This is a genomic window from Croceimicrobium hydrocarbonivorans (assembly GCF_014524565.1).
Taxonomy (GTDB): Bacteria; Bacteroidota; Bacteroidia; order Flavobacteriales; family Schleiferiaceae; genus Croceimicrobium; species Croceimicrobium hydrocarbonivorans.
Window position 1 is genome coordinate 2,260,830 of record NZ_CP060139.1, and the last position, 25,243, is coordinate 2,286,072.

General features: G+C 44.6%; 28 protein-coding genes. 14 read left to right on the forward strand and 14 right to left on the reverse strand.

The annotated features are described in order from the left end of the window. Positions 1-9 precede the first annotated feature (9 nt). Both H4K34_RS10115 and H4K34_RS10120 read left to right on the forward strand, forming a co-directional pair. Entirely contained in the window at positions 10-516 is a 507-nt protein-coding gene (locus H4K34_RS10115) for a DUF2480 family protein (RefSeq protein WP_210757303.1), read from the forward strand. A 6-nt stretch (positions 517-522) separates the two neighbouring features. Beyond that, positions 523-1,341 (forward strand): DUF3050 domain-containing protein, encoded by an 819-nt coding sequence (locus H4K34_RS10120; protein ID WP_210757304.1) that lies wholly within the window; start codon positions 523-525, stop codon positions 1,339-1,341. Here H4K34_RS10120 and H4K34_RS10125 read toward each other — a convergent pair. Next, positions 1,289-1,759 (reverse strand): hypothetical protein, encoded by a 471-nt coding sequence (locus tag H4K34_RS10125; protein WP_210757305.1) that lies wholly within the window; start codon positions 1,757-1,759, stop codon positions 1,289-1,291. The genes H4K34_RS10120 and H4K34_RS10125 overlap by 53 nt on opposite strands. 75 nt (positions 1,760-1,834) lie before the next feature. On the opposite strand from H4K34_RS10125, the gene H4K34_RS10130 reads away from it, so the two are divergent. Next, positions 1,835-2,515 carry an SCO family protein gene (locus H4K34_RS10130; RefSeq protein WP_210757306.1) on the forward strand — a complete coding sequence of 227 codons (681 nt, stop codon included), beginning with the start codon at positions 1,835-1,837 and terminating at the stop codon, positions 2,513-2,515. Between the two features lie 40 nt (positions 2,516-2,555). Here the strand turns inward: H4K34_RS10130 and H4K34_RS10135 are convergent, their stop codons facing one another. The 8 genes from H4K34_RS10135 to H4K34_RS10170 all read right to left on the reverse strand — a co-directional run bounded on the left by H4K34_RS10135 (position 2,556) and on the right by H4K34_RS10170 (position 11,241). Further along, on the reverse strand, positions 2,556-3,056 hold the full coding sequence (locus tag H4K34_RS10135) for a hypothetical protein (RefSeq protein ID WP_210757307.1): 501 nt from the start codon (positions 3,054-3,056) through the stop codon (positions 2,556-2,558). A 150-nt stretch (positions 3,057-3,206) separates the two neighbouring features. Then, a complete protein-coding gene (locus tag H4K34_RS10140; protein ID WP_210757308.1) occupies positions 3,207-4,022 on the reverse strand; it encodes a T9SS type A sorting domain-containing protein in 816 nt (271 codons plus the stop codon). 21 nt (positions 4,023-4,043) lie between these two features. Next, positions 4,044-4,316 (reverse strand): hypothetical protein, encoded by a 273-nt coding sequence (locus H4K34_RS10145; protein ID WP_210757309.1) that lies wholly within the window; start codon positions 4,314-4,316, stop codon positions 4,044-4,046. 356 nt (positions 4,317-4,672) lie between these two features. Next, a complete protein-coding gene (locus tag H4K34_RS10150; protein ID WP_210757310.1) occupies positions 4,673-7,093 on the reverse strand; it encodes a ligase-associated DNA damage response DEXH box helicase in 2,421 nt (806 codons plus the stop codon). A 46-nt stretch (positions 7,094-7,139) separates the two neighbouring features. Further along, positions 7,140-8,132 (reverse strand): potassium channel beta subunit family protein, encoded by a 993-nt coding sequence (locus tag H4K34_RS10155; protein ID WP_210757311.1) that lies wholly within the window; start codon positions 8,130-8,132, stop codon positions 7,140-7,142. Next, a complete protein-coding gene (locus H4K34_RS10160; protein ID WP_210757312.1) occupies positions 8,114-9,694 on the reverse strand; it encodes a S41 family peptidase in 1,581 nt (526 codons plus the stop codon). Before H4K34_RS10160 ends, H4K34_RS10155 begins: the two co-directional genes overlap by 19 nt. Beyond that, positions 9,684-10,127, reverse strand: a complete 444-nt coding sequence (locus H4K34_RS10165; protein ID WP_210757313.1) for a deoxycytidylate deaminase — start codon at positions 10,125-10,127, stop codon at positions 9,684-9,686. The genes H4K34_RS10160 and H4K34_RS10165 overlap by 11 nt, the downstream gene beginning before the upstream one ends. Beyond that, positions 10,108-11,241 (reverse strand): alpha/beta hydrolase, encoded by a 1,134-nt coding sequence (locus H4K34_RS10170; protein ID WP_210757314.1) that lies wholly within the window; start codon positions 11,239-11,241, stop codon positions 10,108-10,110. The genes H4K34_RS10165 and H4K34_RS10170 overlap by 20 nt, the downstream gene beginning before the upstream one ends. A gap of 101 nt (positions 11,242-11,342) precedes the next feature. Between H4K34_RS10170 and H4K34_RS10175 the strand changes: the two genes are divergently transcribed. The 9 genes from H4K34_RS10175 to H4K34_RS10215 all read left to right on the forward strand — a co-directional run bounded on the left by H4K34_RS10175 (position 11,343) and on the right by H4K34_RS10215 (position 18,711). Beyond that, complete coding sequence (locus tag H4K34_RS10175; RefSeq protein ID WP_210757315.1) at positions 11,343-11,882, forward strand: fasciclin domain-containing protein; 540 nt, start codon at positions 11,343-11,345, stop codon at positions 11,880-11,882. An 81-nt stretch (positions 11,883-11,963) separates the two neighbouring features. Further along, a complete protein-coding gene (locus tag H4K34_RS10180; RefSeq protein WP_246452094.1) occupies positions 11,964-12,335 on the forward strand; it encodes a PadR family transcriptional regulator in 372 nt (123 codons plus the stop codon). Further along, positions 12,332-12,943 carry a hypothetical protein gene (locus H4K34_RS10185; RefSeq protein ID WP_210757316.1) on the forward strand — a complete coding sequence of 204 codons (612 nt, stop codon included), beginning with the start codon at positions 12,332-12,334 and terminating at the stop codon, positions 12,941-12,943. Before H4K34_RS10180 ends, H4K34_RS10185 begins: the two co-directional genes overlap by 4 nt. Before the next feature lie 104 nt (positions 12,944-13,047). Continuing rightward, complete coding sequence (locus H4K34_RS10190; RefSeq protein WP_210757317.1) at positions 13,048-13,908, forward strand: UbiA prenyltransferase family protein; 861 nt, start codon at positions 13,048-13,050, stop codon at positions 13,906-13,908. Further along, positions 13,901-15,067, forward strand: a complete 1,167-nt coding sequence (locus H4K34_RS10195) for a hypothetical protein (RefSeq protein ID WP_210757318.1) — start codon at positions 13,901-13,903, stop codon at positions 15,065-15,067. The genes H4K34_RS10190 and H4K34_RS10195 overlap by 8 nt, the downstream gene beginning before the upstream one ends. After that, on the forward strand, positions 15,054-15,683 hold the full coding sequence (locus H4K34_RS10200; protein WP_210757319.1) for an HAD family hydrolase: 630 nt from the start codon (positions 15,054-15,056) through the stop codon (positions 15,681-15,683). Before H4K34_RS10195 ends, H4K34_RS10200 begins: the two co-directional genes overlap by 14 nt. Before the next feature lie 33 nt (positions 15,684-15,716). Further along, positions 15,717-17,051, forward strand: coding sequence for a sugar porter family MFS transporter (locus H4K34_RS10205; protein ID WP_210757320.1), 1,335 nt, complete (start codon positions 15,717-15,719; stop codon positions 17,049-17,051). 9 nt (positions 17,052-17,060) lie between these two features. Continuing rightward, complete coding sequence (locus H4K34_RS10210; RefSeq protein WP_210757321.1) at positions 17,061-17,942, forward strand: PfkB family carbohydrate kinase; 882 nt, start codon at positions 17,061-17,063, stop codon at positions 17,940-17,942. 46 nt (positions 17,943-17,988) lie between these two features. After that, positions 17,989-18,711, forward strand: a complete 723-nt coding sequence (locus tag H4K34_RS10215) for a hypothetical protein (protein WP_210757322.1) — start codon at positions 17,989-17,991, stop codon at positions 18,709-18,711. On the opposite strand, the gene H4K34_RS10220 is transcribed toward H4K34_RS10215, so the two are convergent. From H4K34_RS10220 to H4K34_RS10230, 3 genes are read right to left on the reverse strand one after another with little or no spacing between them, the layout of a single operon-like run. Then, positions 18,688-19,314 (reverse strand): GyrI-like domain-containing protein, encoded by a 627-nt coding sequence (locus tag H4K34_RS10220; RefSeq protein WP_210757323.1) that lies wholly within the window; start codon positions 19,312-19,314, stop codon positions 18,688-18,690. The two genes, H4K34_RS10215 and H4K34_RS10220, sit on opposite strands and share 24 nt — an antisense overlap. A gap of 10 nt (positions 19,315-19,324) precedes the next feature. Continuing rightward, positions 19,325-19,693 carry a YrdB family protein gene (locus tag H4K34_RS10225; protein ID WP_210757324.1) on the reverse strand — a complete coding sequence of 123 codons (369 nt, stop codon included), beginning with the start codon at positions 19,691-19,693 and terminating at the stop codon, positions 19,325-19,327. Next, entirely contained in the window at positions 19,674-21,491 is a 1,818-nt protein-coding gene (locus H4K34_RS10230) for a hypothetical protein (RefSeq protein WP_210757325.1), read from the reverse strand. Before H4K34_RS10230 ends, H4K34_RS10225 begins: the two co-directional genes overlap by 20 nt. 165 nt (positions 21,492-21,656) lie before the next feature. Here H4K34_RS10230 and H4K34_RS10235 point away from each other — a divergent pair, with 165 nt between their 5' ends. Both H4K34_RS10235 and H4K34_RS10240 read left to right on the forward strand, forming a co-directional pair. Beyond that, positions 21,657-22,712 carry a hypothetical protein gene (locus tag H4K34_RS10235; RefSeq protein ID WP_210757326.1) on the forward strand — a complete coding sequence of 352 codons (1,056 nt, stop codon included), beginning with the start codon at positions 21,657-21,659 and terminating at the stop codon, positions 22,710-22,712. A 14-nt stretch (positions 22,713-22,726) separates the two neighbouring features. Continuing rightward, positions 22,727-23,437 (forward strand): hypothetical protein, encoded by a 711-nt coding sequence (locus tag H4K34_RS10240; protein ID WP_210757327.1) that lies wholly within the window; start codon positions 22,727-22,729, stop codon positions 23,435-23,437. 17 nt (positions 23,438-23,454) lie between these two features. On the opposite strand, the gene H4K34_RS10245 is transcribed toward H4K34_RS10240, so the two are convergent. Together H4K34_RS10245 and H4K34_RS10250 are read right to left on the reverse strand one after the other, a co-directional pair. After that, complete coding sequence (locus H4K34_RS10245) at positions 23,455-23,922, reverse strand: DinB family protein (RefSeq protein WP_210757328.1); 468 nt, start codon at positions 23,920-23,922, stop codon at positions 23,455-23,457. Between the two features lie 99 nt (positions 23,923-24,021). Next, positions 24,022-25,236 (reverse strand): efflux RND transporter periplasmic adaptor subunit, encoded by a 1,215-nt coding sequence (locus H4K34_RS10250; protein WP_210757329.1) that lies wholly within the window; start codon positions 25,234-25,236, stop codon positions 24,022-24,024. Positions 25,237-25,243 lie beyond the last annotated feature (7 nt).

Sequence of the window (25,243 nt, forward strand, 5' to 3'; positions counted from 1 at the left end):
TACTGAAGATTGGAAGAGATTCGAAATAAAATTGCCGAAAGCGGATTGATTAACCTAAGTATGGAAGATTTCTATCCTCAGGCTCCGCGCATGGAATTGGATATTGCCCCTTGGCTTTATGAGGGGGTAATGTTACGTGAGAAGGATTTTCGAGCTTCCATTAAGGAACACGATTGGTCGCAGTACCAAGGGGCTTTTGTCGCTGTCTTTTGTTCAGAAGATGCCATCATTCCTCAGTGGGCCTATATGCTTTTAGGGGCTGCTTTGGAGGGCTTTGCCCAAAAGGTGGTTTTCGGCGATTTAGAGCTTCTGGAAACCTTGGTGATGGAAGAGGCCTTGAGCCAAATTGATGCAGAGGTCTATCGCGATAAGCGGGTTATTTTAAAAGGATGCGGTAATATTAGCATTCCACCTCAGGCCTATCTAAAAATGACTTTGCATTTAAAGCCCGTGGTAAAGAGTCTCCTCTTTGGTGAAGCTTGTTCAACGGTTCCTGTTTACAAGAAAAAGGCTTAGTTCAGCATGACTGATTTTGATATCCTGTCGGTGAAAACCGCCATTAGTGATACCCGAAAGAAATTATTGCAACATCCCATTTATCAGGATTTAAATGATCTTCCCTCGATGCGGATTTTCATGGAACACCATGTATTTGCCGTGTGGGATTTTATGTTGCTTTTAAAGGCCCTTCAGCGCAAGCTCACTTCCGTAGATGAAGTTTGGGTGCCAACCGAAAATCGAGTAGCCCGTCGCCTTATCAATGAAATTGTATGGGGAGAGGAGAGTGATCTGGATATAAATGGTCAGCCTTCCAGTCATTATGAGATGTACTTGGATGCCATGAAGCAGATTGGCGCGGATGTAAGATCAGTGAATCATCTGGTGCAAAAGGCTTCGGAAGGGCACAGCCTGAAGTCCTTAATGAAGTACAATGTAGCTGAGATTGAAAGCAGTCGCTTAAATTTTGTCCGGGTGAGCTATGAGATCATCAAAGAAGGCAAACTGCATGCTATTGCGGCGGCATTTACTTTCGGTCGGGAAGACCTGATACCGGATTTGTTTACGGAAATCGTGCGCGACCTTAACGATCGTTTCCAAGGAGAGCTCAGTGCTTTTGTGTATTATTTGGAGCGCCATATTGAGCTGGATGCGGATGAACATGGCCCTATGGCTGAACAAATGATTCGGGAGCTTTGTGGTAACGACCAGCAGAAGTGGGAAGAAGCAAAACAGGCGTCGCAGAAAGCTCTGGACGCCCGTTTACAGTTTTGGGATGCGATTCACGCCGCTATTCGGCAGCAGAAGCAGAATCCTGAGCTGGAGTCTGCGCTTCTAGCTTAGCCAATAATTCATTACCTGCGGCTAAGGCATCAGTAGTTTTGGAGTCGATACGCTCCATTTTCATTTTTTCAGATTTGAAGAAGGCTACTTTTTCTTCTTCGCTCCAGCTTTCTTCAAAATTGCTGGAGAACTCGCGCATCCAAACCATCATTGCTTCTTTGGCATATTTCAGTTCGGTGGCTGCGGTCATAATATCAATACTGTCGGCACGGCCCACAGAAGCTTGCATCAATTGACCTTGAAGTTTACTCATTGGGGTCATTTGAGGCATTACCTTATCGTGAAGTTCCATTACTTCCTTCTTGAGACTCTCAGAGTTTTCGGAAGTACTGGCACTGGAATTTTCAACTTGAGCAGGGCTGTTGTTGCAGGCCCAAAGCATGGAAAGGCCAACCAAGGCCAAAGCGATCTTTTTCATGAAGCTTGCTAAATTTTAGGCTAAGTTAGAACATATATAAGCCTTCCTCCGAGCTCCAGACTTTATTTTTGCACTATGAAAGTTAATCTCAGTCGAACCGACTATATGCGGATCGGAGTATTGATTCTGGTTTTTGTAGCGGGAATCATCGGTAGCTATATCATTCTTAAGCCTAAGGAGCGCTTACCTATTTACAATCCATCCGAATTGGATGAGCGATTGGTAGCGAAGGATTTACAACAGCAAGGCATCAATCATAAGGTTTTGCCCTTTAAGCTGATCAACCAGTATGGTGATAGTATTTCCAATGCAGATATGGAAGGCAAGATTTATGTAGCTGATTTCTTTTTTACGGTTTGCCCGGATATCTGTAAGGATATGGCGGTACAAAAACGACGTTTGCAGGAGGCCTTTAAAGATGAGCCCGATTTTGCCATTCTTTCCCATTCGGTTACCCCGGAAATGGATTCGGTGCCGGTTATTAAGGCTTATGCGGATTTACAAGGAGCCATCCCTGGGAAGTGGCATATTCTAACTGGTGATAAGCCGCAGATATACAATCTGGCCCGCCGTTCCTATTTTGCCATTTTCGACTCGGGAGGTAATGGCGATGAGGCAGATTTCATCCACACCGAAAACTTTATTCTGGTAGACAAGCAAAAACGTATTCGCGGCTATTACGATGGTACCAGCGCGGAAGATGTGGATCGCTTAATTAAGGATTATGCGATATTAAAGGCGGAGTACGAGAAATAGCAAATTGCGCTGATTTAGGCCTCATTGCAGGAGCCCATCATTAATCCAATTGAATAATTAGCAAGCCATCACTGCTGCTGCTTGGCGGCAGGATGCTAATGCTTGCCGTGCAGATTTCAGCGCAGCCTCCAATATCCAGGCAGTCTGCAATCTTACTGCCGCATGAAAACTTGCCGTCACAGGTTTTACTCCAAAGGAGATCACCATTACTATCGCAGCAGCAGTCAACATTGTAAGTGTCACCCTCCTCAATTGCTTTTCCCTTGCGGATTAAGTCAATTGGGAAAAAATTGATTTGGGTAATCTCTGTCTTTTCGATGCTTAATTCTCGTGTAGCAGGATTCCAGTAAGCAGAGACCTTGAGCATTTGGTCCTTCATTGGGTCAATTTCCTTTTCCGCTTTGGTAGTGAGATCAACTAATATTTGATCTAGATCTTTAAATGAGTTTGATTGGCTTTCCTGGGGCAATTTTGATTTACTACAGCTTAGTAAGCTTGAGGCTGCAATAAGGAGGCTGAGAGTTTTTTTTGAGATTCCCATATTCGAATTTTTAATCGCCTACTCTTATGATTTTCGGCATCCTCATGGGGGTATTTCAATTTTAATATTTTGTTTAGCTAGATTTAGGGGGGTAAAAAGCCTCCCGAAGGAGGCTCCTCAAGAAAAGAAACACAAATTGATTGAACGCAATTAGTTTTCGAGCAAGACTTGTCGTTGATATTTTCGACCCGCAAAATCTTGTATTTCCAGATAGTAATAGCCTGCTTTTAAATCGCTGCGAACAGCTAAGTTGAGCGTGTTCTCATTCATTTTACAGTCCTTTATAACTTGAACCTCTTCACCACGGCTGTTTAAGATTCGAACTCGATCTAAGGAAATGGGGACACGGATTTCAACTTGGAGCATTTCGCCAATTTTCACCGGATTGGGGTAAACTCGAATTGCGGCTTCCAGTACTTCTGAATCGGGCTCCAAACCTTTTTTCTCTCGAAAGAGCTGCTCCCAATTTTGAAAGACAATTTCTTCCTCCAACTGACTATCATCCTCTGGCCGGGCAATTACCACTTCGATGTCCTCATTAAACTCGAAAAGAGCTTTATGAATTTCAGGATTCTGAATAAAGATCTCCCGGGCCAGGGGTAAATACTCTCGCAGTACTTCTACGGTAATGCCCTTCGGGGCAGGGAAGGCTTTGGCTTCACCTTTCTCTAAGGCCCAGGCTCTATAGCCCTGTTTGAACAGTACAAAGGCATTGCTGATACTTAGTTCGGGTGAGGGATTTAAAGAATTTTCCTTTTTGGCCACATTGCAATCGTCAATACAATTGTGTCCATTGGGGATGTTCACATTATGGCAGCAGGCTGTTTCCCAGTCGGAATAAGGCCCCATGCTTACATATTTCACCTGTTTGCAATAATCTCCGTCTGGACTACAAACTATGGCTGTGGCCCAACTTGGTATGGCGATGCACAAAGTGCAAAGCAGACTTAAAATTTTTGCTTTCATATCTCTGATTTAATTTGGTGCTTATTCGCAGCAGCAATCGATGGTCCAGCCTCGTGGGACATTTACATTGTCGCAGTCGGCTTCCATCCATTGCCCATTGATAAATACTCGATCTATTCTTTCGCAGGGGTAGTTGACCAAGGTGTGACCATGGTCTTCGCAGAGATAAACGCGGGCTTGTACTATGCTCAAGCTAAACAGGAATACGATTAAGGCTAAAAAGTGTAATCGGAAATTCTTCTTTTGAATTGCCGGGCTTTGGTGGTTTTTGCCCTTCTTTTTGGATAAGTTCATGCTTTGGTTTTAATTAATATCCGGGTAAAGAGTGCTTTTATTCGGGAAAATAAAAGGGGGCAAAATTTGAATCGGAAGCCCTAATCATTTTAGGGTTTCTTTTTCATTCCGATAAAGACTACGAGAAACATATTGTTGTTTTAATGATAGACGAAAGGTTATAATTTTTGAAAGAATACGCAAATAATTTTTCAATTAAACGTTTTTTATTAAAGCTTAGAAATATTTTCTACCACTACTATTTTTAAGCGTATTTCTTTTGAGTAGTTGAAATACAATAAGTTGTAATCCACTTATTTTAGATGCGAAATAAATTGGGATAAGAAAAATAAATTTAAGGGCAAAGATTAATCTTTTTAAGAAAGATCAATTTGCATCTTTTTTACTCTTTCTTCTAGGCTCTCATTGGTGAGTCGTTCTCTTAATCGGTCGACCATAATAGGGAAGCAAAAGGGACTGGGTTTCTCTAGGTCCTTAATTACTATTTCCTGGCCATTAATTCTTTCCAGAGCTTGCCGTAATCGTCCTTCCTCCAATTGAAATTCGAGGGCCTCTTCATAGGATTGTTGCAAGAGTAGATTGTCGGGCTCATAATCATTGAGGACTTTGAAAATGAGGGAGCTATTGCTTTGAAGGTGTTTTTCTTTCACCGGTTCACCGGGATAGCCGCGGTATACCAACCCTGAAATAACGGCGATGTCCCTGAAACGCCTTCCCGCCAATTCAATGGCATTAACTGAGTGCATAATATCTTCCCTTAGATCTTGTAAGCTAAAGATGTCCGTGTCTAAGGCTTCCTCAATCGGCAAGGCTTTATCACTAAGAAGCTCAAAGCCATAATCGTTCATGGCTATACTGGCGCTGATCGATTCTAATAAGGAGATGCGATAGGCTAATAATGCCGACATCCCCTCGTGAACTGCGCGTCCTTCGAAAGGGTAGATGAAGAGATGGTGACCTTCCTGACTATGGAAGCGCTCAATTAATAATTGCTCCCTTTTAGGGATGATGGAGCGTTCTTCCTGTACTTCCCAAAGGGGTTTGATTAGTTGGAGTTCAGGGTCTTTACTACTATGGCTATGACTTTCTTCCAATTTTTTTCGGAGCATCATTCCCATTTGAGCGGATAGCGGCATGCGGCCACCTTGCCAACTGGGAACTTGTCCTTTGCCGCTGCGACTTAGCTTTACCTGGGCTTCCATGCCTTTGAAGCGCACTAATTCCAAATTTCGACCGGCAAACCAAAAGGCATCGCCAGGCTTGAGTCGGGAAATGAAGTACTCTTCAATGGTGCCTAAATATCCGCCACCTTCGAATTTGATTTTAACCACCCCGTCACCTACAATGGTGCCAATGCTCATACGGTGACGCATGGCGGTACGGCGACGATTCACAACATATTTACCGTCTTCTTCAATTTCAACCTTGTGGTATTCATCATAGCTTTCCAGCGAGGCACCACCATCGCAAACGAATTTTAGGCACCAAGCCCATTCCTCTTCTCTTAAGCTTTGATAGGAAAAGGTGGAGCGAATCTCAGGGAAGATCTCCTCGGGATAAAAACCATCGCCTACCGCTAAGCTTACCAGGTATTGTACCAATACATCAAAGGAGCGGAGGTAGGGATAGCGTTCTTCAATAAGCTCTTCTTCAATGGCGGAGCGCAAAGCTGCGGCCTCCACTAGCTCCAAACTATGCGTAGGTACAAAGTAAATTTTGCTGGTTGCTCCAGGTTGGTGGCCACTGCGACCCGCGCGCTGCATAAAACGCGCTACTCCTTTTGGGGATCCCACCTGAATAATGGTTTCCACGGGTCGGAAATCGACTCCTAAATCTAAGCTACTGGTGCAAACCACCGCTTTTAGCTGACCAGTATAAAGGGCGTCTTCCACCCAATTGCGCAGTTCCTTACTAATGCTACCATGATGCATGGCCATTAATCCGGCCATTTGCGGAGCCACATCTAAAATGCGTTGGTACCAAATTTCAGATTGAGAACGGGTATTGGTAAAGATGAGCGTCGACTCCGATGCTTCCAATATGGGAATAACCTTTTCCAGCATTTTTATCCCCAGGTGTCCGGCCCAGGGTAATACTTCTATGGTATCGGGTAAGACAGATTCTACCTCAATCTTTTTCCGGGTGCCGGAGCGGATCATGGTTTTTAGGTCCTCGGGGAATTTCGGGCCCAGCAATACATCTAGAGCCTCCTCCATATTGCCTATAGTGGCTGAGATGCCCCAGCTCTGTAATTGAGGATTGATGCCTCTTAAGCGCGACAGGGCTAATTCCATTTGCACCGCTCGCTTGGAGCCCATCAATTCATGCCATTCATCCACCACTACCGAATGCAAGTGTCGAAAGGTTTGCTGGTTTTGCTTTCCTGCCAGCAGGAGGTGCAAACTTTCGGGGGTAGTGATTAGCAAATTGGGCATTTGCTTTTTTTGGCGATTCCGTTCCGCGGTGCTGGTGTCGCCAGTGCGTATGCCAACGGTAAAATCGAGCCCCATTCCTTCAATCGCTCTTTCGGCAGATTGGCGTATTTCTTTTGCCAAAGCCCGAATGGGGGTGATCCAAATCGCGCGTAAGCCCTTGCCTTTCGATTCTCTTACTAATATTGGTAGGAGTAGGGAATAGGTTTTGCCACTGCCGGTGGGTGCATTTACAATCCCGTTTTTTCCTTCTGCATAAGCTTGCCAGGCCGCTTCCTGAAAGGCTGCTGCTTCCCAATTTTGGGAGGCGAACCATTTTTCAGCGGCTTTTAAGTCGAGCTTCATAAGGCGCGATTGCTTTTAAGGGCACATAAGGTTGGGCCGAGAGGGCTTAGAAGGGTGGGTGTTCCGGACGATTCTCGAGGATAGCATCAATGGCCTCCATTAGCTCTGGGGTTAATTTGGCCTTAGCTTCGCCGGCTTTTAGGTTTTCTTCCAATTGATACATTTTGGAAGCGCCCAAAATGGCGGTGCTCACATCGGGGTTTTTCAAGACCCAAGCAATGGCCAGTACAGGCATGCTTAAGCCTAAGTCCTGAGCCAAGGCAGTAAGCTTACGCACCTTAGCGAAGTATTCTTCTTGAAGATTTTTCTCGGCTAACCAGCTTAGCTCTTCCAAATTAAGGCGGGCGTCAGTTGGAACCCCATTATTGTATTTTCCCGTAAGGATACCGCTGGCGAGAGGACTCCAAATGGTGGTGCCTAAACCTACGGTTTTGTAAATCTGGCTGTATTCCACTTCCACCTTATCGCGCACCAACATATTGTATTGGGGCTGCTCCATAGTGGGAGGGATCAAGTTGTATTGGCGGGCCACCATGTGGGCTTCCATAATTTCTTGAGCGCTCCATTCGCTGGTACCCCAGTATAAAATCTTACCCTGCTGAATGAGATTATGCATGGTCCAAACCGTCTCCTCAATGGGGGTGTTTTTATCCGGACGATGGCAATAAAAGAGATCTAAATAATCTACCTGCAAACGTTTTAGGGCCTGGTGGCAAGCTTCGGTTAAGTGCTTACGGGTATTGCCTTTTTGGGTGGGCTTGGAATGTTTTAATCCGCGAATGCCAAAATAGGCTTTGCTGGATACTAGGTAGGAATCACGACTCCATTGCAAATCATGGAGAACTTCGCCCATCAGCAATTCACTCTTACCATCGGCATAAACCTCGGCATTATCAAAAAAGTTAACGCCTGCATCATAAGCAGCCACCATTAATTCTTTGGCCATGTCCTTCCCGATCTGGGTGCCAAAAGTGATCCAGGAGCCGAAGCTCATTTCCGATACTTGTAATCCTGATTTTCCTAATCTGCGGTATTCCATTCTTTCATTTCATTTAAGGCCCTTAAGGCTTCCAAAACATAGGGGTCATCAATAGCGTAAACCCGCTGATAGCCTTTGGTGCCATAGCGATTGTAGGCAATAAATGCCTTAAGTCTGTTCTTTAATGCCAGTACTTGGGCGGAGTCGGCTTCATTAATACGTTCCGCGATGGGTGCACCAAAAAAGGCATTGTAAACAGTGCTGTCTACCTCCCAGTTCTTCACAAAGCTATCTTCTTCCCATTGCGCAAATCCCTTCCGATGCTCATCCACATAGCGGAAGGCGCTTTCATCCAAATCAACCGTCATGGCTAAATGATAGAGCAGGCGAGTAGTGCCGCTGGTATCATAGCCTACTTCACGATCGGGTAAAATGCCTCCTTGGTGGCGATGTCCGCTAAATTCGGCGCTATCAGGCAATAGAACGGTAGAATCTTCTTGTAAAGAGCCGGTATTGCCATGGAAATAGTAGCTCTCATCATAGCTATCATAATCTCGCTGAATGGAGCGACCCAATGGAGTATAATAACGTTGGGTAGTAAGGCGCATTTTGGAGCCATCCTTAAGGGTGATTTCTTCCTGCACTAGTCCTTTGCCAAAGGAACGACGCCCCACAATGCTCGCTCGTTTGTGATCTTGCAAGGCTCCCGCCACAATCTCACTGGCCGAAGCTGATCCGCGATTAATCAAGACCACTAATTTTCCCTTTTCGAAAAGGCCGCGATGATTGGCATAGCTTTCTTCAATGCTGCCGTCCCGACTTTTAGTGAAGACAATCATTTTGCCTTTCGGAAGGAATTCATCGCTGATATCTTGAGCGGCACTGAGCAGTCCTCCGGGATTATCTCTTAAATCAAATATGATGGAGGTAGCACCTTTGTTTTGGAGATTTCGCAAGGCAAGCTTCACTTCCTGAGTACTGCGCGCGGTAAATTTATTGAGCTTGATGAGGCCTACGCTGTCATTCAACAAAAAGGCAGAGCTTACCGAGTTTAGATCTACCTGGGCCCTGCGGATGTTAATATCCTTTTCTGCTTCTTCCGAAGGTCGGAATACATGCAGCTTAACTGTACTTCCCTCTTGCCCTTTCAGGGTTTTAACCACTAATTCGCTATTGAGCTTTTCTCCCGAAAGGGAAATGCTATCCGCACTTAAAATTCGGTCGCCGGGCATAATGCCTGCTTTATCAGAAGGACCACCTTCCATAACCTGAACAACTGCCAGGCTGTCTTTGTAAATTTTGAATTCGATACCAATACCCACAAAGCTGCCGCGGATGGATTCTTCATTGGCGCTTACCTGATCTTCGGGGATATAGGTAGAGTGAGGATCGAGATGATGGAGCAGTTCGGAAATGGTTTGGTCGAGGAGGCTATCGGTGTTTACCTGATCCACATATTCGTAGTCGATATAATCGATGATCTGCCGCAGCTTTTGTTCGCGCTCACTTTTCTCATTCAGGGCTACAGTCTGATGAGGGAAATTGAAAAAGAGGCCGAGGAAAATCCCGAAGATTACGGCCAAGCCCAATAAAATGGGGAAGAGAGTTTTGCTATTGTTCAAGTTCCTGTGCGCTAATCTGTACCAGCTCTACGCCGGCTTTTTCCAAAAATTGTAAACCCGAGTCGTCCTTATAACGCTCAATGTATACCAATCGTTTAATGCCGGATTGGTGTACTAATTTACTGCATTCTTTGCAAGGCGAGAGGGTAAGGTATAAGGTGCCGCCATCACTGGAATTGGTGGAGCTGGCCATCTTTAAAATAGCATTCGCTTCTGCGTGAAGGACATACCATTTGGTGTAATTTTCTTCATCCTCACAGTGATTTTCAAAACCACTGGGGGTGCCATTATAGCCATCGGAAACAATCATCCGATCTTTAATAATTAGCGCTCCTACCTTACGACGTTCGCAATACGAAAGCTGCGCCCACTCGCGGGCCATGCGTAAATAAGCGATATCGTATTTATATTGTTTAGGGTCTTTTTCCCGCATGCCGGTATTTCTTTAGTGGAGCCTGCTCAAAGAACCAGACTAAGGCCTTTGGTAATTGCTCTCGCCAAAGGTCTTCATTATGCTCACCATCTGCAACCACCTTGGTGTGTATCTGCCAGTTTGGATGCATATTATCTAAAATGGCACGACATTTTAAAGTTCTTTGAACGGCTTCTCCACTCTTATTGCCTTCTTTAGTCCCTATCATCTGATAGATTAAGGTAGGTTCTTGGCTGCCATGCTCCGCCACCAGTTCCGGGACTTCGGGATTAAACCAATAAGCCGGGGAAAAAACCAAGGCTCCTCCAAATACCTCGGGCCAGGCTTCTAAGGCGGTTAAGGAAATTAAGCCACCTAGGGAACTGCCACCTATATAAGTGTATTCTCTTTCGGTTTTTACCGGATAATGCGCATCTATATAGGGCTTTACTTGATTCACAATAAAGTCGAGATATTCATAGCCATCGCCACCGCCGTATTCTTCATTTTCAAAGGCGGAAAGTTCCCGGATGCGATTTTCTCCACCATGGTTTATCGCCACCACAATCAGCGGAAGCTGCAGGCTATCCAGGCACTGCGCTAAATTCCATTTACGGGAACTTCCTCTCAATCCTCGAAATAGATTTTGGGCATCCTGAAAGTACATTACCGGAAAATCCCGCCTGGCTTTTTCATAGCCTTCCGGCAGATAGATCCAAATTTTTCGATAGGCATTGTTATAGAAGAGACTGTCGCTTTCTGGAAGTAAATGCAGGCCTCTCGGGGGATGTTCTTCATGATCTTCCCAAGCTTCCCAATAGAGGTGGAGGCTGTCGGCGCTGAGGTCCAAGACTCGATTAGGACGTGGACTCCCATCCGCGAAAGCCTCGGCTAATTCCCAGTTACCTCCGGTAATTTTTGCTTCGACCGCTTCATCCGGTAGGTTCAAAGTCAGGGAGCCATTTTCAAAACGAAAGTTCGAATCGGCCGGGTTCCAATTATTGAAGCTACCGGCCAAATAGAAATCCTGAGGAAGTGGGTACTCTCCTTTCTGATGAATCAGGATAGTGGTTTGGGCAAATCCACTCCAGGCGAATAAGCTGAAAAGTACGACCCATAAGGTTTTTGCCGACATAGACTTGGGTTTAGAAGCAGCTTCTAATTTAAGTTTTTCTGGTTTCGGAAATCCACTTGCTTTAATAGATCGTATCTAATAGAAACAAAACACACTCACTCATGAAACGATTTACTCTACTCACACTTTTGGTTGGTTTTTGCGCGACTCTACAGGCGCAAACGGTAATGGTTGGCGGAGAGGCGATGTACCCTAAAAAGGATATCGTTAGCAACGCTGTGAACTCCGCCGATCATACCACTTTGGTAGCCGCCGTAAAAGCTGCCGGTTTGGTGGAAACCCTGCAGGGGGATGGTCCATTTACGGTTTTTGCACCGGTAAATGATGCCTTCGAAAACCTACCTGAAGGAACCGTGGAAGCCTTATTGAAGCCTGAGGCTAAAGCAAAATTACAGGCGGTTTTAACCTATCATGTTATTCCTGGAGTTTTGGATTTTAAAGCGTTAAAGGCGAAAATCATGGAAGGCAAGGGCAAAGCGGTTTTAACTACCGTTCAAGGTGCCAAGCTCACCTTTATGATGAATGGCGAGCATAATATTTTGGTGAAAGACGCCCAGGGTAATGTGGCGAATATCACGGTATACGATGTGTATCAAAAGAATGGGGTTATTCAAGTAATCGATTCGGTTCTGATGCCCTAAGTATCTTGTTGTTTGGTTGATAAAAGGCGACTCGCATGGTTAACATCGAGTTGCCTTTTAAATTTTTCAATACATAGAATTATGATGTATAGATATTTTATGTATTATTGCCCTATGTATTCGAAAGAACTTTTAAAAGGAACCCTGCAAGCCATTATTCTAAAGCTATTAGCTGAGCATGGCAGCATGTATGGATATGAGATTTCCCAAAAGGTGAAGGAGCTATCCAGTGAAAAGATTTTACTGAAAGACGGCTCCTTGTATCCGGCTTTGCAAAAAATGCTGAGTGATGGTTTGGTCGACTATCGCGAAGAAATGATTGGTAAGCGCGTACGTAAATATTATCAGCTTACCACTACCGGAAAGGTGCGCCAAAAGGATGCCTTGCAAGAGATCAAGGAGTTTATGCAGACCCTCGATGATTTACTCAACCTCAAATTGATTATGTCATGAAAATAAGTGAGGCTCAGGAAGAGCAAATCAAGGAAAGAGTGATGCAGCACGCCTTTCAGCTTGAAGGCTTAGCCGATGATTTGATTGATCATATCTACTGCTACCTCTACGAACACGGAACGGAGAAAAGGGATTTTAGCTGTCAGCTGGATGAGGCTATTCATCTGCTAGCCCCCGATGGTTTAGAAACTATTGAAGACGAGACTTTCTATTTATTAAATTTTAAAAAGATGATTCTTATGAAACGATTCATTTACGGCATCGGCCTGATCGGAGCCATGCTTTTTAGTAGCGGTGTAATATTTAAAATTTTCCACTGGCCGGGAGCCAATGTGATGTTGGGCAGTGGAGTTATCGTTGGGCTGCTCATGTATTTACCTCTTTGGGCTATCGATCGTAACAAGTATAAAATGGTGCAAAAACCTCTGGAAAAATGGAAGCTCAATTTGGGTGTTGCCTCTGGAGTTTTGGTAGGCTTGGGCACCATGATGAAAGCTTTGCATTTGATGGGAGCGGGTGTAACATTAATGCTAGGAGCGCTAATTTTTATCGCTGGATTCTTGCCCGTCTATTTTGTGAGTTCCTATCGAAAAGCCATTGAGGCTTAAGAACAAAGAGCCGGATTTTTTCCGGCTCTTTTTTTGTCTTTGTATCAGAGATAGGCGAGGGGGCCAAACATTCGTTGTACCTTTCGGCAGGAAAGAAGCCAACCATGACCTACCTCAAGCTCTTACGGGTAAATAACTACCTGAAGAACTTCTATCTTTTTATGCCGGCCTTTTTCTCGGGCCGCATTCTCGAAGCTAGCATTGCTCTCAATAGCCTGGGGGCCTTTCTCCTTTTTTCGGCTATGGCCAGCGCTATCTATATCTTTAATGATAGCATGGATGTAAAGGAGGATCGACAACATCCGGAAAAGAAAAACCGACCCATCGCCTCAGGAGCTGTTTCCCTACCCATGGCCTACACTTTGGCCACTATTTTAGCCCTGCTTAGTTTGGGAATCTCCGCCTGGTTTAGCCTTAATCTCTTCTATGTTTTACTGATTTATCTGGGTCTCAATATTGCCTATTCTATTCGTTTAAAGCATATCGCGATTTTAGATATCAGCATTGTGAGTTTGGGCTTTATCCTGCGTTTAGAAGCGGGTCATGCCGTAACTGGTATCGAACTTTCCAAATGGCTTATCATGATGGTTTTCCTACTCTCCATGTTTCAAGCCATGGCCAAGCGCCTCGATGATATCAGCATTGCCCAAGACAAAGGCCTGGTATCCCGCAAAAGCATTGATGGCTATAATGCCGATTTCCTTAAAATCGCCCTCTCCATTTTCAGCGCCGTACTGTTGGTGTGCTATATCATTTACATTACCAATCCCTGGTCGGTTAGTAGGCTGGGCGATCAATCCTATTATACCCTCTTCCCCGTTTTGTTGGGAGTACTGCGCTATTTGCAATTACTCTATGTGCACAAGCGCTCCTACAATCCGGTGAAAATCCTTTTGCAGGATCGTTTTTTACAAGTCATCTTTTTGCTCTGGATAGGAGCCTTTGCCTTCCTTATTTATGTTTAAACAGGCCGAACATCCGCCCTATTTACAAGGCATTTATTATCTGCTTTTTGTGCTTTTAGGCTTTCGCCTGATGCGAACCTTACTGGCACCCTGGTTGGGAGCAGATTTGGCCTTCGCTTTTCGTTCCGATAATTTTTTCAGCTTTAGTGGAGGTCAGATTCGTCGTGGTTTAATTGGGGAAGTGCTCCTCAGCTTGCAAAAGCTTGGCCTGCCCTCCGTACTTATATATAGCCTCCTTTTAATCCTACTCTTCAGCTTTATTTACCTCTGGGTTTTTCCACGTTTGCTCAGACCCTTTCGTCCTCTGGAAATCATCTTGATCTTAGTGAGTGGCTTTTTCTTAATGCCTTCAGTAGATCGGGAATTACTGATGATTTTACCGGCCCTCTATTTCTTTTTGCGTCGTAAACAGGATTGGGGTTTTTATGGCTTGATAGCGCTCAGCGCCTTTATACACGAATTATCCCTTTTACTTTATTTCCCCTTTATCTGGTCCTTATTTAAGGAGCTGCTCCAAACCAAGAAATGGACGCACTTAGTTCCGCTTTTGGCCATTGCTATCAGCTATGCTTCTGTGATACTTATTAAAGGATCTATGAGCTTGGATCCCGAGCTTAATTATTGGCCACAATTCGGGATTAGCGGCTTAGAAGATCGTTTCCTTTACACCTTTGCGGGTAAGGGCATAGTAGCCACTTTGAAATTGCATGCCTCCGTATTTTTAGGCGATCCTCAGGCCTGGATGGCTCTGCCGGGCATGATCAGCTATTTTGTGATTCTACTTTTATTGTTGAGACGTTTCGGCGCAAGCCCCATGGTGATATGCTATTTTCTGGCCATTAACCTCTTGCTTTTTGTGCTCACCATCGACTATGGTCGCTATTACTATTTTCTTTTCCTTTTCTACCTCTTGCTTACGCAAAGTGGTATGTTGGTTTCTGCCGAAAAAGCCTTGCAATCTTTCCGATTCTTAATGCCGGCTTTTGTAAGCAAAATCTTAAGCTTCCCCTTCTCGCATCGGGCCTTTAGCATAGCACTGCTCATTTTTGCTTTGGCACCTTTTGGTTACTGGATTGGAGATACTTTGGCGCAACCTGCTCTCTGGCAGGAGTTGGAGCAATTAGTGGATTTCAAATTACCGAAGTATGCCGGAGAATAAAGCCAGGACTTTAGTATTGCTCGATTTCGATGGCACTCTGTTGGAGGGCGACATTTTTGCGGCTTTCCTTAAGCTGCGGCTGAAATCGCTCCGCATGAAAATTCGAGCATTAAGGGCAGTGCCATTTCTATTGGCTTATAAGCTGGGTTTAATGTCTAATAGCCGTTCGAAAGAAGCGGTTTTTAAAGTGCTGTTTAAAGGAGAGTCGGAAAGCTATTTTAGGAGCGAGGTAGCTGCCTTTTGGCAAAAGCGCGGCACTCAATTGAATCCTTCAATTCATCCCAAAATTGAGGCTTATAAAAAGGAGGGCGCTGAACTATGTATCGTATCCGCCAATTTCAGTTTACTGTTGGAAGCTTTTTGTGAGCGGCATCCAGAATTTAAGCAAATCGCTACTCAGGTGGCGGTGCAAAATGGAAAGATCACCGGTGCCTTTGATAGTCCCAATTGCCATGGCCCGGAAAAAGTGAAGCGGATTGAAGCGATTTATGGCCAAGTGCGCGATCAATATCAAAGCGTGCATGCCTATGGCGACACCCAGGGCGATATTCCTATGTTGCAATGGGCCGATGAGGGCTACCTTCTCCAAAATGGAGCATGGCATAAAATTGATTAGCTTCAGCCGGTCTAATCCTCAAGCCTATTTTAAGTGGATAAAAGGTTTACTGTAATTGCCTCCTTAACCGTTGCTTTGGCCGGTTTCCTTTTTGGTTTCGATACCGTTGTGATTTCCGGCGCCAATGAACCGATTAAAGCCTTATGGAATACCAGTTCCTGGTTTCATGGTTTCTTTATTATGAGCATGGCCCTTTGGGGTACGGTGATTGGTGCTTTTTTTGGTGGAATTCCTACCGATCGCTACGGTCGTAAAAAGGTTTTAATCTGGATTGGGGTGCTTTATTTTCTCTCCGCCCTAGGCTCTGCCTTGGCACCCGACCCTTATAGCTTTAGTTTTTTCCGCTTTATTGGTGGCCTGGGAGTGGGGGCTTCTTCGGTAGCAGCGCCGGCTTATTTATCCGAAATCAGCTCGGCTCAAAACCGGGGTAAATTGGTGGCCCTCTATCAGTTCAATTTGGTTTTAGGAATCTTATTGGCTTTCATTTCCAACTATTCACTTAAGGGTTTTGGCGGGGCAGACGACTGGCGCTATATGCTGGGCGTTGAGGCCATTCCGGCCCTCTTGTACCTGGTTTTAGTATTGCGGGTTCCACGTTCACCACGTTGGTTATTGCTGCAAGGTCGGGTAGAAGAAGCGCGGAGTATTTTAGCTCAAATGTTGCCCAGTGCAGAGGCCGTTCAACAAACTCTGCAGACTATTCAAAAACACATTGCAATCGAAGGTGGTAAGTCGGAAGGGCTCTTCCAAAAGAAGTTTAGCCGACCGATATTTTTAGCCTTTTGCATTGCCTTTTTCAATCAGCTTTCAGGAATCAATTTCGTGCTTTATTATGCCCCGGTAATTCTGGAAAAGTCGGGTTTTGCTGCCAGTGATTCGCTTTTAAGTTCGGTGTCCATTGGGGCTGTGAATCTCATCTTTACTATGGTTGGCTTGAGCCTTATTGATCGCTTGGGCCGACGTACCCTAATGTATCTAGGTTCCTTCGCCTATATCATTGGCTTGGGAATGATATCCTATGCTTTTTATACCGATGCCGCTCCCATGTTTAGTCTGATTTTCATTTTGGTGTTTATTACCGGACATGCTATTGGTCAAGGGGCGGTAATTTGGGTTTTCATATCCGAGACTTTCCCCAATTCGGTGCGTGGAAAAGGGCAAGCTTTCGGTTCCAGTGTGCATTGGGTATTGGCAGCGCTCATTACCCTTTTGGGTGAGGTGGTAATCGAATCGGTTCCCGCCTGGACCATCTTCGCCTTCTTTGCTGCTTTTATGGTGCTGCAATTGGCTTTTACCCATTTCATTATGCCCGAAACCAAAGGCAAATCTTTGGAGTCGGTAGAGGATGAGGTAGCTTTAGAGCTTTAGGTTCGGCTTATGAAGGTGCTCAGCTTTGGCGAAATTGTTTTTGATCAGATTGGTGACTCCGAGCATTTGGGAGGCGCGCCTTTAAATTTTGCCGCTCATGCTCAGGCCTTGGGAGCGGAATCTTTTATGCTCTCTGCTTTAGGTGCTGATGATCTGGCCACCAAGGCATTGCATCAATTACAAGCCTGGGGTATAAACACTTCTAAGGTTCAGCAATTTGATCAATATGAAAGCGGCAAAGTATTGGTTCAGCTACAAGCAGGACAAGCGAGCTATGAGATACTGAGTCCGGCGGCCTACGATTTTATTTCTTTTGATGCCCAGTGGGCGGAAGAGCATCAATCAGATTTCGAACTCTTCTATTTCGGGACCCTCGCGCAAAGGAATGCCCAAAGTCAGAGGGCCTTGTTTGATTACCTGGAGCATATGCAGTTTAAAGAAGTCTTTTTCGACTGTAATCTGCGTCAGTCTTTTTACAGTAAGGAGATTCTGCAAAAATCCTTGCAGGCAGCAAGTTTGTTTAAGCTCAATGATGAAGAATTAAAGATCCTAAGCCTCTTGCTTTATAATCGAGAGCAGAGCGAGCAGGACTTTTGTTTGGCCCTCCTTCAGGATTATGATTTAAAGGCGGTGATTCTAACTGCTGGTTCCAGGGGAGCCTATGTGGCTCAGGCTACGGAATGGTTTTTTGCTCCGGCCACAAGGGTGGAAGTAGAGGATACCGTAGGAGCAGGCGATGCCTTTAGTGCCGCCTTTTGCAGTAATTTCTTAAATGGGAAAGATGCGCTTAGCTCGCTTAATGCGGCTAATCGATTAGGAGCTTTTGTGGCTTCCAAAAGAGCAGCAGTTCCTGAAATTCCCGCTGATCTGAAAGTTGAAATTTTAGGCTAGCATTCAACATATTTTAAGAATAGACGTTTTCGCTAAAAATTGAGCGATGAAGCGATTATCATTCCTAGCCCTTGTTCTCCTTTCGGCCCTGAGCCTCCAAGCTCAAGAAGACAGCACGGAAGCAAATATGCATCTATATGTGCAGGCTGGTGGCGCCTTGGCTTATACGCCCTTTAATAATTTGAATGACTTTCTCAACTTCAAAACAAGCTTGCGGGCGGCTAATCCCAGTACCATGTTGGGTTTTAGTTTTAGAAGTGATAGATTGGAGAGCACCGCCTTATTTCATCGCTATGTTACGGCCGAGTCGGATGGGGAAAGCATTAATATCAGTCAGGCTACTGTGCGAGTGGCAGTGCCTATCGATATTGGGAAAAGATTGCAATGGGTGCCTGGTGTCGACTTACAAATCCTAACCGGTCGTTATGAGCAGCTCACCGCAGATTTCTCGCAATTGGATCCCTTGCCCATTGGGAATGTGAGTCAATGGAATTTTGAGCAGATGGGCTTGGCCCTCAATAATGAGTTGCGCTGGAATTTTGAGGATTACCATTTTGCCATGGCTCCCGATGAAATCTTTATGGAGGCTAATGTGGGATTACCAGTAGGACCGGGGTTTTTCGAATACCGCAATCGCCATTCCTATACCAATACCCGCACTCCTTTATTCCCTTATAATTGGCATATCTTGATTGGTCTCCGCTATAAAATGAAGAGCTTTTCACTGAAACAGGAGATTGAAAAATCAGGCCTCGAGCCAAAAGCGTAAAACGGTTTTTAGCTTAGCGGGTTCTACTTTACGGGCATCGCTGAGGTAGATTTCTCGATGGATTTTACTGGCGCGCTTTAATCCTTGCCCTTCGGCGAAAGCCTCCATCTGCTCAAAGCTGGCCGGCTCATCATCATAGGGTCCGAGGTGCAGCATTTGAATGCAGTCACCATCTTCGATACTTTCAAATTTCACTTGCTCCAAAAGCGGATTGGGCTTTTCTTTTTTAAGCCATTCAATTACCTCCAAAGCATAGTCTTTAGTAACGAAATCTGGCTGGCGAATCATCAGTCGGTAGACTAAATCATCTTTATCAAAACTGCCATCATGATTGGCGCGACCTTTTTCGTTGAGGTCCCAAATCCCTTCGAGGGGATAAACCGTATAATCTTGATAGCCCTGCGGAGCGCGATTTTTCTTGGGGCTCATCCGAATGGCATAGGAGAGGGCATAAAGTTGCCCAACTACTTCGGCGAAAGCCTCCGAATTGGGATTGCCCGCCCCATCTATCACATAAAAATTGAAGGCAGGAATTTGTACCCTTTCGGGTTTATTTTTAGGAAGATAGATTGCTTTTTCCTGCTTACGCCATTCTTGTTTCATAGTCTTGGTTTTATTGTTTCCACAACCAACGCAGTCGGTCGAGGTAAAGTAAGTGATGCAGTACTAAAAGGGCGGCCATTGCTAAGGTAATTTTGCTCTGGCCGGATTTATAGAAGGCCCAAAGTCCGAAGCCAAATACAGCTAGCTCCAGTAGGAGGCGAAGTTTGCCAGAAATGGGAATGGGCGCATTACCGGATCGACTTGGATCTCCAACTACGGCGAATGTGCCCCAGAGGCTCATCATGAGTAAAGGCAAGCCTATGCCGGTTAAATATTGTAACCAACCTTCATAGCTCTGCCAGCCCCAATAGCCAACGCCCACAAGAGCGCCTATTTCCAGGATAAAGCGCAGGGCCAGATTAAATTCCTTTAGCTTCATCAAGTTCGCGATCGAAGTTAAATTGATAATAGGAAATAGCTCCGTATTCGGCGAAATAAGGTAGGCCATCCAGCATTACCGCTGGCACTTTAATTTTTTGGCTTTCGGAATAGATATAGCGATCCTCATTCACTAAGATTTTAATGCGTGCATTTACCAGATAATTTCCGCTGGCCCGGGCTCTTTCAAGACGGAGGCCTTCCATAGGAGCTAAGCTTAAGAGATAGCTGGGGTCCTGGAAGTCTTCGGCATCAAAGCGACTAATAGTGCGCCACTTTCCGGGCCTTAGTTCATATTGCAGCCAGGCTTCTACCTGATCGCCATAGCCAATAATAGCGGCGCTGTCTTTTTGGGTATTCACCAATTCGATTGTAAGCTTTTGATCTTGAGCTTCGAATTTCACTTGCAGTCGATTGCGAGCAAAGGAGCCTCGGCGATTTAGCTTAAATCGACTATCAGCTTTAAGTTCCAAATTGGGGCAAAAGATATCCGGCAATTTTAGGGGGTAGAATTCCGGGGCGGCCTCAAAGGCAAATTCCTGCCCTTCTTTATTGAGCCATAAAATTTGCTCTTCTTTAAGCATTAGGTGTTCTTCGGCCAGTTCTGGGTTGCGGCCAATAAGAGGAGAGCTAATCCAAAGATTAGGATAGATTTCAGGCGGGAAACGATATTGCTCTTCACTGATTTTGCCTTTTTCGATATGGTGATAGGCCCATTTTTTAGCTTTGAAGGGCTCATTGCTATTAGAGCCAAAAATGCGGCCATCGGCTAATCCATAAGGATGTACAAAACGCCAGGGTAAAAGCATTAGGCTGTCTTCGCGCTTATCGTAGCGAAACCAATCCATTTGGATGCGCACAATAAGATAATGGCGATCATCGGAGGCTAATACCTCATCAAAAAGATAGCGCCCTTCCAAATTCCGGTCGTCGCCATCATAGCATAGCCATTTATCGGTACCTCTTAATTGGCCTACCCCTTCATCCGCGAAAGCTTCACTGAGATAAACCGCGGGGCCAAAGCTGTTCCTTTGACCGCGAAAAAGGCAAGAGCTGGCGTCAATCAATGGATAAGAACTGAGTTCATTTTCATAGTGCTTCCTAAGCTGGCCAAGAGTATCGGCAAAGAAGTAATGGTTCCAAACCATTTGGGGACCGCGGTAATAGCCACGGGCTTTTTGGTTTTCTACCAATAATTGGCCTTTGTTATTGTAGAGATTATAGAGTCCGTTTTTTTGAATGATGATGTGCCCCTGCTGATTGAAAGCCAAACTGTCTACCTCTTCAAAACTTTGCAAGAAAGAGATTTGACCATTTCGCGAATGGTATTGCTTTACCTGAGCAAGCTCTTTGTTCCATTCGAGGATGCCGATTTTTTCACCCACAAATAGAGGATTTTGAGTGCTGAGCAGGGTATCTCCCTTGCGGTTGATCAAGTGATTTTGATCGTTGGAAATAAGCAATACTTCATCAAAGGCCTCCGGGGCTTTGGGCCAATCTATTTCGCCAAAGATCAATCCCAAATCACTTAAATAGCGGTAGTGATTATCGATTTTAATGAGGGCAAAATGATCCTTAAAGGGATAGGCAATAGCGTAGCTCTTATTAAAACTGGGCTTGTAGTTAAAGTTGTTGAGGTAGAAGAATTCTCCCTGATCATAAGCTAACCAAAACTCGCCACTGCGGGGATGAATGTATTCGTAAGGACGATCGCTGAGGGTGTCGCCATCTTCATCCAAAAGATGATAGCCTTCCATTCCACGCACCGGAACTTGGGCTTGGGCAATAGAGCAAAGCAAAAGGAGACAAATAAATCTGAAAACCTGTGTCATACCAAAAGGCAGCAGGAGGGGGTCGGTGATCGCGGGGCAAGGTGCTAATTTTGTGCCAGAATTGGAAATAGATAGTTTAATATTCGCTTACAATGAAAAGCAACCAAATTGAGGGTACTTTATCAATAAACTATGCTTCGATTAATTAGCCTTGTTTTATTAATTCTACCACTTTGTTTGAATGGACAATTCTCTCAGAAGCTTTTTTATACAAGAGAAAATAGGCTTTATGAAAGAACGAGAGATAGTCTTGAACTCAGTTTCCTAAGAACTGAGTATAGTCAACATAAGAGCTACCCAAAAGAACTTGAGCTTCCCATTTTGGTAGCTTTAGGTCATTTCCCGGAATTAGTGCATGTTGACATTCAGTTTTGTTTGAATGAAGCTGTTGATGGCTTAGAAGCCGGGCCTCAAACGAAAACATTTAAGGGGTTGAGAAGGCGAAGGCAGTATTTAGTGCAAATTGGATCCTTATATCCTGATTCCATCATAGCTAGAAACGACTTTTTGGGGGTAGCTTATAATGCTCAAATTGGTGCTATTGGTCGTGAACTGGCAAAGGTCGCTGCTTTTGAAAGAGGGAGTGGCCAAAGTCTTTCAGTTAAAGGAAAGAAAGCGGATCCCGTAGATAAGCCGGCTCTTGATTTGGAGCTTGTTCAACATAGTCTGGGGTATCAATTAAAAGATTGGTTAGATCATCTTAAAGAATTACAAGCCAAATATGGTGTTGAATATCAGGGTTTAAAGAAAGGAGAATTAGATAGTATTCTACAAAGTAGACAGACAAGGCATGATTCTTTTGTTAAGGCGTACTGGGATGGGAAAATGCTTAGTAATCGAAAGGTGCATTGTTCAGTTAAAGGGGTTAGGGATTATTCTGTCAAGGCCAATTTTTTGGTTTTAGAAGTGGAATGCGAATCAGAAGTAATTGATTTATTGATTAATGATTCGATTTGGGTAGATTCTTTAAAATGGCCAAAGGGCCATCAATTTGAAGTGCATATGTATCAATTGCTTGGGCTGCACTTTATCGGTGGCTATAGAGCGAGCCAAGGCACTTTATGGAATAATCATCATGTGCTTTGTTGGACAAATGTTAATCCAGAAATAGAAAGTAGGGACTCTGATTATTATAAATATTGCCCACGAGAAGAGGCTCCTTTGTGGATTATGCTCGAACGCTTTTAAATCTTAAGCCTAGAATGAAATTATCAATTCAGTTTACGGTATTAATGCTCCTTTCTCTTCAGCTCAGTAGCCGGGATATTCAGGAATGTGGTTTTAGGCCAGGCTTGAAAATAGATGATCAACTGATAAGTTTAAAGGACTCCATTGCAGGATCAGACACCTTACTTCTTTACCGTCATTGGCCTTCTATGAATGGGCAGAATGGTTATGGTAAAGCGATTCTAATTAGAGTGGGAAAGGTTTACCGCAAAAGATTTGACTTCATCAATGAATCGCTTGATATAGAAGCTTCGGAATGGGAGTTGGCACCGGAGGCGCAGCCCGTTATTCAGCAAATAAATAAAGTTGCTGCCAAGAAAGATTCATTCTATCAAGATCCTACCTATAGTATTAGTCATGATGGAATGCAGGTGCTGGAGGTATACGCTGGAAAGAAAATGTATTATTCGTACTGTGATTTCGATTCATGGCTTGCTGCTAACCCTTCAAATAATCAGATTGCAATTTTGAAGACTTTACAGGATTCTGGGAGATCTTTTAGCATCAGTTATAGCTATCAAGTCCATCAATGGCTGTCTGGAAAGTCAGTACCGAATTTTGATCCAAATCTTTACATAAGTGATGCGGATACGAACAAGTATATTTTCATTTATACACATCATAAGTTCCTTTGGTTCAGAGATAAGTATCAATGGAATGGCAAAGCTTGGGAGAAGCTAGATTGATCTTTTAGAAAGAATGTTTAATCCCAAATATTCGGCCTGGGAACCTCCATCAAGCGCAGATAAGTAAGGAATTGTCCAGCATGTACCGATTCATGATAGGCGGTACGCAAGAGGTAATCGCCTAGTATTTTGGCTTCCGGAACACCAGGATGATAAACTAGGCTTTCACTTAATTCTAGATCGCTATAATGACTAATCTGATCCAAAAAAGCCTGACGATGTTCTTGGGCTAATTCCAGTTCTTGGTCTAAAGATTCGATGGCCAGATCAGCCCAAGGGCTTTGGTATCCCCGCATATCTACTCCTCTTATAATTTGCAACCAACCGTGATCGGCGGCCAATACATGGCGAATCATTTCGGCTGCGCTTTGCGCCTTGGGATCGGGGAGCCAATGAAATTGAGAATTTGGCAAACTGCGCCAGAGTATAAGACTGCGACGACGCGTATTTTCTAAATGTTTGAGGATAAACTTGGCTTGAGACATTTTAAGGTTTTTGTTTTGGAGTGCCCTCCCTCTCTTATTTAGGACCAAAAATAGGGGACTAAAAAAGGCCCTCAAAACAGATTTCGAGGGCCTTTTTCTTTAATGACTATGTTCCGCTTCGCCTTTCTTCAATTCGGCCATCAGGTAATAGGCCTGATTCCAAGCAAAGACCTGGCCGGGCGCGATTTCCTGGAGAGGGATAATTTCTACCCAGCCTTCGCTACGAGCCCCGGTTTTAACGGCAATGGGCTTAAATAGCCACTCCTTTTCATCATGATGTTGATGGGCTTCGGCACTAAAGATGTAGTATTGCTCACCTTCCTGAACTACCGCCTCTTCCGGCAGGGCAAAACCACTAGCTTCCTCACTTACAATGCGACCTCGAACATAGAGTCCGGGCAAGAGCTTTCCCTCTTTATTTTCGATGGAAGCGTGGATATGCACGGCCTTAGGATTTTGCTCAAAGGACTTGCCCACGGAGTAAATTTTGCCCCCAAGGGCGGGAGCGTCCTTGCCTTCCGTGCCTACGCGTAACCACACTTTTTGACCTTGAGCCACCTTATTGATGTCTTTTTCGAAAACCATTAGATCGGCATGGATGTGATCAATATTTACAATTTCAAAGAGCTCTTTTTGGGCTTGTACATATTGGCCGGTTTTGATTTCGACTAATTGGATAAAGCCATTGATGGGGCTTTTCACCGCTACCTTTTCGTAAATCTTGCCTTCTTGCAGGACCTTTAGATCCAAGCCTAATAATTTAACCTGGGCCTCCAAGCCTAGTACCTTGCTTTTTAAGGCAGCATAATCGGCTTGGGCCTTTTGATACTCCTTGCCCGAGCTCACCTTTTCCTTAAAAAGCTTCTCCTGACGTTCTATCTCAGCTTCTTGAAAACTGAGTTGATGCCAGCTTTGCAGGTAATCGGATTGCAATTGAATTAATGCGGGGTGACTGAGATAAGCCAATACCTGACCTTTTTTTACTTCATCGCCTTCAATTACTTCGATGCTACTCACATTGGCACCAATAATGGAGGTTACCGCCGCCTGATTTTGGGGTGGCACTTCCAATTGACCATTGGCTTCTACATAGCTTTGAAGGTTCTGTTTTTGCAGGCTGTCAATTTGGAGCTTCAAGGCCCGAAATTGATTTTCATTTAAGCTGATTTCTTCGGCATGCCCTTCGCCGTGCTCATGGTGATCGTGCTCTTCATGCGCTTCATCATGGCTATGCGAATGGGAACTACTTTGCTGGCAGTTGGTGGCCAGAAGGCTAAACCAGGCCAGGCTTATTATGCTGAGATATTTTTTCATGTTCAAT

Coding starts and splice junctions, on each gene's coding strand:
- H4K34_RS10120 (WP_210757304.1), top strand. CDS start 523: ATGACTGATTTTGATATCCTGTCGGTGAAAACCGCCATTAGTGATACC.
- H4K34_RS10125 (WP_210757305.1), bottom strand. CDS start 1,759: ATGAAAAAGATCGCTTTGGCCTTGGTTGGCCTTTCCATGCTTTGGGCC.
- H4K34_RS10130 (WP_210757306.1), top strand. CDS start 1,835: ATGAAAGTTAATCTCAGTCGAACCGACTATATGCGGATCGGAGTATTG.
- H4K34_RS10135 (WP_210757307.1), bottom strand. CDS start 3,056: ATGGGAATCTCAAAAAAAACTCTCAGCCTCCTTATTGCAGCCTCAAGC.
- H4K34_RS10140 (WP_210757308.1), bottom strand. CDS start 4,022: ATGAAAGCAAAAATTTTAAGTCTGCTTTGCACTTTGTGCATCGCCATA.
- H4K34_RS10145 (WP_210757309.1), bottom strand. CDS start 4,316: ATGAACTTATCCAAAAAGAAGGGCAAAAACCACCAAAGCCCGGCAATT.
- H4K34_RS10150 (WP_210757310.1), bottom strand. CDS start 7,093: ATGAAGCTCGACTTAAAAGCCGCTGAAAAATGGTTCGCCTCCCAAAAT.
- H4K34_RS10155 (WP_210757311.1), bottom strand. CDS start 8,132: ATGGAATACCGCAGATTAGGAAAATCAGGATTACAAGTATCGGAAATG.
- H4K34_RS10165 (WP_210757313.1), bottom strand. CDS start 10,127: ATGCGGGAAAAAGACCCTAAACAATATAAATACGATATCGCTTATTTA.
- H4K34_RS10170 (WP_210757314.1), bottom strand. CDS start 11,241: ATGTCGGCAAAAACCTTATGGGTCGTACTTTTCAGCTTATTCGCCTGG.
- H4K34_RS10175 (WP_210757315.1), top strand. CDS start 11,343: ATGAAACGATTTACTCTACTCACACTTTTGGTTGGTTTTTGCGCGACT.
- H4K34_RS10180 (WP_246452094.1), top strand. CDS start 11,964: ATGATGTATAGATATTTTATGTATTATTGCCCTATGTATTCGAAAGAA.
- H4K34_RS10185 (WP_210757316.1), top strand. CDS start 12,332: ATGAAAATAAGTGAGGCTCAGGAAGAGCAAATCAAGGAAAGAGTGATG.
- H4K34_RS10190 (WP_210757317.1), top strand. CDS start 13,048: ATGACCTACCTCAAGCTCTTACGGGTAAATAACTACCTGAAGAACTTC.
- H4K34_RS10195 (WP_210757318.1), top strand. CDS start 13,901: ATGTTTAAACAGGCCGAACATCCGCCCTATTTACAAGGCATTTATTAT.
- H4K34_RS10200 (WP_210757319.1), top strand. CDS start 15,054: ATGCCGGAGAATAAAGCCAGGACTTTAGTATTGCTCGATTTCGATGGC.
- H4K34_RS10210 (WP_210757321.1), top strand. CDS start 17,061: ATGAAGGTGCTCAGCTTTGGCGAAATTGTTTTTGATCAGATTGGTGAC.
- H4K34_RS10215 (WP_210757322.1), top strand. CDS start 17,989: ATGAAGCGATTATCATTCCTAGCCCTTGTTCTCCTTTCGGCCCTGAGC.
- H4K34_RS10220 (WP_210757323.1), bottom strand. CDS start 19,314: ATGAAACAAGAATGGCGTAAGCAGGAAAAAGCAATCTATCTTCCTAAA.
- H4K34_RS10225 (WP_210757324.1), bottom strand. CDS start 19,693: ATGAAGCTAAAGGAATTTAATCTGGCCCTGCGCTTTATCCTGGAAATA.
- H4K34_RS10235 (WP_210757326.1), top strand. CDS start 21,657: ATGCTTCGATTAATTAGCCTTGTTTTATTAATTCTACCACTTTGTTTG.
- H4K34_RS10240 (WP_210757327.1), top strand. CDS start 22,727: ATGAAATTATCAATTCAGTTTACGGTATTAATGCTCCTTTCTCTTCAG.
- H4K34_RS10245 (WP_210757328.1), bottom strand. CDS start 23,922: ATGTCTCAAGCCAAGTTTATCCTCAAACATTTAGAAAATACGCGTCGT.
- H4K34_RS10250 (WP_210757329.1), bottom strand. CDS start 25,236: ATGAAAAAATATCTCAGCATAATAAGCCTGGCCTGGTTTAGCCTTCTG.